Genomic DNA, 4,411 nt, shown 5'->3' on the forward strand with positions numbered 1-4,411 from the left:
TTTTCAATAAATTCTTTTTTTATTTTACATGATTCATAAATCATTTCAATTAGAACATCAGGTTTTAATCTTAAAATATCTCTATGTGATTCAATTAAAAAATTAAAATAACTTTTATCCTTTGCACTTATACTGTGTTTAATAACTTCACCCATACCAGATTTGAATTGATACATAGGTAGAGTATTTAGAAAATTGATATCAATGATAACTCCAATGGGTTGTTTAAAACAACCAATTAAATTCTTACCAAGAGAGTGATTAATTGCGACTTTACCACCAATACTGGCGTCTACTTGAGCTAATAAAGAAGTGGGAACTTGTAAAAAGTCAAGCCCTCGCATAAAAGTGGAAGCGATAAAACCACCTAAATCACAAATAACTCCGCCACCAACACATATGATTAAAGAGTTTCTAGAGAAATTATTTTCTATTAGAAATGAAAAAATTTTCATAGCGGTATCTATATTTTTATATATTTCACCATCTTCAATTTTGTAAGTATAAGTTTTTTTCTTTGGAAGATTACTTGAAATTTTTTGATTATAAATTTCATCTATAGTCTTATTTGTAAGTAATAGTATTTTGTCATAGTTTTTGGTAAAATCATTAAGTTTATCTATTGTATTTTGTCCAATAAAAATGTCGTATGAATTTGTAGAAGTCTTCATAACTAAATTTTTCATAATATTGGTCTCCTTATTATTTAATTTTCTATAGTTAAAGTATAATATTTTTGTAAAAAAAAAGCAAATTTAGCAATGAAGGAGTCAAGTTAAATATATTCTTCTATATTATTTACAAAGGATAAAAAATGTGGTATTTTATATGGAGAGTTAAAAAACTGGAGGTAAAAAATGCAAGGTTTAAAAACTTTTCTATTGATGTTAGTAATGACTTTACTGCTATTGTTTATAGGGGGAGCTATCGGTGGTAGAACAGGAATGACAATAGCCTTAGTTTTAGCGGGTGTAATGAATTTTGTATCATATTGGTTTAGTGATAAAATTGTGTTATCAATGTATAGAGCACAGGAATTGCCAGAAAATCATAAAGTTTACTGGATAACAAAAAAATTAACAGAAAATGCAGGATTACCAATGCCGAAAGTTTACATAATAAATCAAAGTCAACCAAATGCCTTTGCAACTGGGAGAAATCCACATCATGCGGCAGTGGTTGTAACAAGAGGATTGGTAGAACTAATGGATGATAATGAATTAGCAGGAGTTATAGGACACGAGTTAGGACATGTTTCACATAGAGATATACTTATTCAAAGTGTGGCAGCAACTTTAGCAGGAGCTATTGTGTATATGGCTAATATGGCAAAGTGGGCAGCTATTTTTGGTGGTGGCAGAAGAGATAGAGAGGATAATCATGGTGGTGTCTTTGGTTTGTTAGCAATCAGTATTTTTGCACCTTTAGCAGCTATGTTGGTTCAAATGGCGATATCAAGAAGTAGAGAGTACAAAGCTGATAGTTTTGGAGGTAAAATTTGTGGTCATCCAAGATATTTAGCAAATGCTTTAAAAAAATTAGAGTCTTATAGTACGAGAATTCCTATGGACGCAACACCGACTACAGAGAATATGTTTATTGTTTCTCCACTGGCTGGAAATAAGATGGCTAATTTATTCAGTACACATCCAAGTACGGCAGATAGAATTAGAAGACTAGAAGAGATGGAATGAATTAAAAAAAGATAAGAGCAATTTAATTGTTATATGTGAAAAGAGTTAGAGATATTTCTGACTCTTTTTTAATTTGACACTGGAGAATTATTGGTATATACTTGCAATAGTATATTAAGGCGGTGTAGAATAGATGAACTGGAAAAAATTAACAATAGAAAGTAGAAATGAGTTACAAAATTTTTTAAAAGAGAAGTTTGAAACTTCAGACATGAATTTCACAAATCTTTTTTTATGGAGCTTTAGTGAAAATATTCAATATGCAATTGAGGATGATATAGTTTATATCAAAGGAGTTTACGAAGGAGATGAATACTACTTTTCACCTGTTTCAAAAAATGGTAGCAAAGATGAAGTAATATCTGCTGTAAAAAGAATTAAGGAGTATGGAGGGAAGATAGTTTTTATTCCTGAAAGCTATGAAGATTTTTTGAAAGAAAAATTTATCTTGGTAGAGGAAAGAGATTCATTTGACTATATATATTTACAAGAGGATTTGGCGGAGTTAAAAGGAAGAAAATTTTCTTCTAAAAAAAATAAAATAAATAAATTTAAAAAAATGTATAATTTTACTTATGAAAAAATATCTAAAGAGAACATAGAAGATATAAGAGCTTTTCAAAGAAGGTGGACTGAAAATAGAAAAGAGGACACAATTATAATATCAGAAACATTGGGAATAGAAGAGCTTCTTAACAATTATGAAAGATTGGAGTTAAGAGGAGGGGTTATAAAAGTTGATGAGAAAATAGTAGCGTATGCTATTGGAGAAAAATTGACTGAAAATATGGGAGTTATCCATATCGAAAAAGGAATACTTGACTATCAAGGAAGTTATCAGATGATTAATATGTATGTTGCAAAAGAGGAGTTTTCTGATGTTGAATTTATAAATAGAGAGGACGATTTTGGAAGTATAGGACTAAGAGAGGCAAAACTTTCTTATCAACCAATAAAGTTTTTAAAAAAATACAGTATCTAGAGGAGGAATGCTATGTTTAAAGTTATCAATAAAATTGAAAAAAATTATGAACTAAACGTTGTATTATGTTTTGAAGGACAAGTTAATATTTGTGAACATATATCTTCTACAAATAAAGTGCTGATAGAAAAGTTAATGAATAAAAAAGAGTTTACAGGAAAAAAAGGTGAGACTTTAAAAGTTGAATTTCTAGAAGGAACGCAGTTAATTTCAATGATTTTTGTGGGAATGGGAAAAGATGATGAATACACTCTAGGTGTGTATAGGGAGGTAATATTTGATGTACTCTCTAAAGAAAAAGGATTGGTTTTGATATCAGCGGAAGATGAAAGATTATTAGATTATAATGTGTTGGGAGAAATTGTATCTAATGTAAACTATAATTTTGATACATTTAAGGAGAAAAAAGCTGAAACTTTAGAAGTCGAGTTGTTTATTTCAGGAGAGGAAAAAGATTTTTCTGAAACAATTTTTTTAGGAGAGGCAACAGATATTGCCAGAGATTTGGTGGATCAACCAGCAAATATAGTTAATCCGGAAACTTTAGCTAAGAAAGCTGTAGAACTTGGAGAGGAGTATGGCTTTGAAGTGGAAATTTTAGACGAAAAAGAGATTGAAAAATTGGGAATGAATCTACTTTTAGCTGTTGGAAGAGCTTCGATAACAAAACCAAGACTTATAGTCATGAGATACTTAAATGAGAAAGATAGTGCTGAAAAGATTGGATTAGTAGGAAAAGGGCTGACATATGATACAGGAGGACTGTGTATAAAACCAGCAGATTCAATGCTTGAAATGAAAAGTGATATGGCGGGAGCAGCTTCTGTAATAGGAGCTATGTGTGCTATTGCTAAAGGTAAAGTTAAGAAAAATGTAGTGGCGATAGTTCCAGCCTGTGAAAATGCTATAAATGAAAATGCATATAGACCAGGAGATATAATAAAATCAATGAACGGAAAAACTGTTGAGATTATAAATACTGATGCAGAAGGAAGATTAGCACTGGCAGATGCTTTAACTTATGCTGTAAGGAATGAAAAAGTAACAGAGATAGTTGATTTAGCAACTCTTACTGGAGCAATTCTTGTTTCTTTGGGAACAATTACAACTGGAGTATTTTCAAACAGTGATGAAAAATATGCTATGATAGAGAAGAGTAGTAAATTATATGGTGAAAAAGTTTGGAGAATGCCGATATTTGATGAGTATAGTGAGTTATTAAAGTCGACAGTTGCTGATATAAAACATACAGGTGGAAGAATGGGAGGATCAATAACAGCAGCTAAGTTTTTAGAAGTGTTTGTTGAAGGATTGCCATGGATACACATGGATATAGCAGGAACTGCATTTAATAGTGGTATAAAATGGCTTAAAAAAGGAGCTACTGGAGTTGGAGTAAAAACTCTTTACAACTATGTAAAAAATAGATAAAATTATTGAAGAAAAGGTGAGTGATTCTCACCTTTTCTTATATGAAATAGGAGTTAACGTGATGAAAAATCAATTGAAAATGTTGTGGAAAGATTTGTTTAATGATGATTTAGAATATATAGACTGGTATTTTGATAATGTATACATAGAAGAAAACACAAAAATATTTTTAGAAAATAATAGGGTTTACGGAATGTTATTTGAAAATAGATATCATTTAGCAATTGCTGATGAGAAGTTTATGGGAAGATATCTTGTAGGTGTTGGTGTGAGTTCTGAAAGAAGAGGAGAGGGAATTATGAAC

The 4,411-nt window shown here is 30.5% G+C and carries 5 protein-coding genes; 4 read left to right on the forward strand and 1 reads right to left on the reverse strand.

Going from position 1 to position 4,411, the window contains the following annotated elements:
* A partial coding sequence (locus tag ACWI69_RS11710) for a 3-dehydroquinate synthase (RefSeq protein WP_448822013.1) occupies positions 1-686 on the reverse strand: 686 nt, incomplete at its 3' end.
* A 171-nt stretch (positions 687-857) separates the two neighbouring features.
* Here ACWI69_RS11710 and htpX point away from each other — a divergent pair.
* The 4 genes from htpX to ACWI69_RS11730 all read left to right on the forward strand — a co-directional run.
* The gene (htpX, locus tag ACWI69_RS11715) at positions 858-1,694 is read left to right on the forward strand and encodes a zinc metalloprotease HtpX (protein WP_448822014.1); all 837 of its coding nucleotides are present in this window, start codon (positions 858-860) and stop codon (positions 1,692-1,694) included.
* A 133-nt stretch (positions 1,695-1,827) separates the two neighbouring features.
* Entirely contained in the window at positions 1,828-2,676 is an 849-nt protein-coding gene (locus ACWI69_RS11720; RefSeq protein ID WP_448822015.1) for a DUF2156 domain-containing protein, read from the forward strand.
* Positions 2,677-2,688: 12 nt separating this feature from the next.
* Positions 2,689-4,107: a leucyl aminopeptidase gene (locus ACWI69_RS11725; RefSeq protein WP_448822016.1), complete on the forward strand. Its 1,419-nt coding sequence runs from the start codon at positions 2,689-2,691 to the stop codon at positions 4,105-4,107.
* 61 nt (positions 4,108-4,168) lie between these two features.
* Positions 4,169-4,411, forward strand: a 243-nt coding sequence (locus tag ACWI69_RS11730) for a GNAT family N-acetyltransferase (protein ID WP_448822017.1), incomplete at its 3' end; no start/stop codon positions are given.

The organism is Cetobacterium sp. (assembly GCF_977044495.1).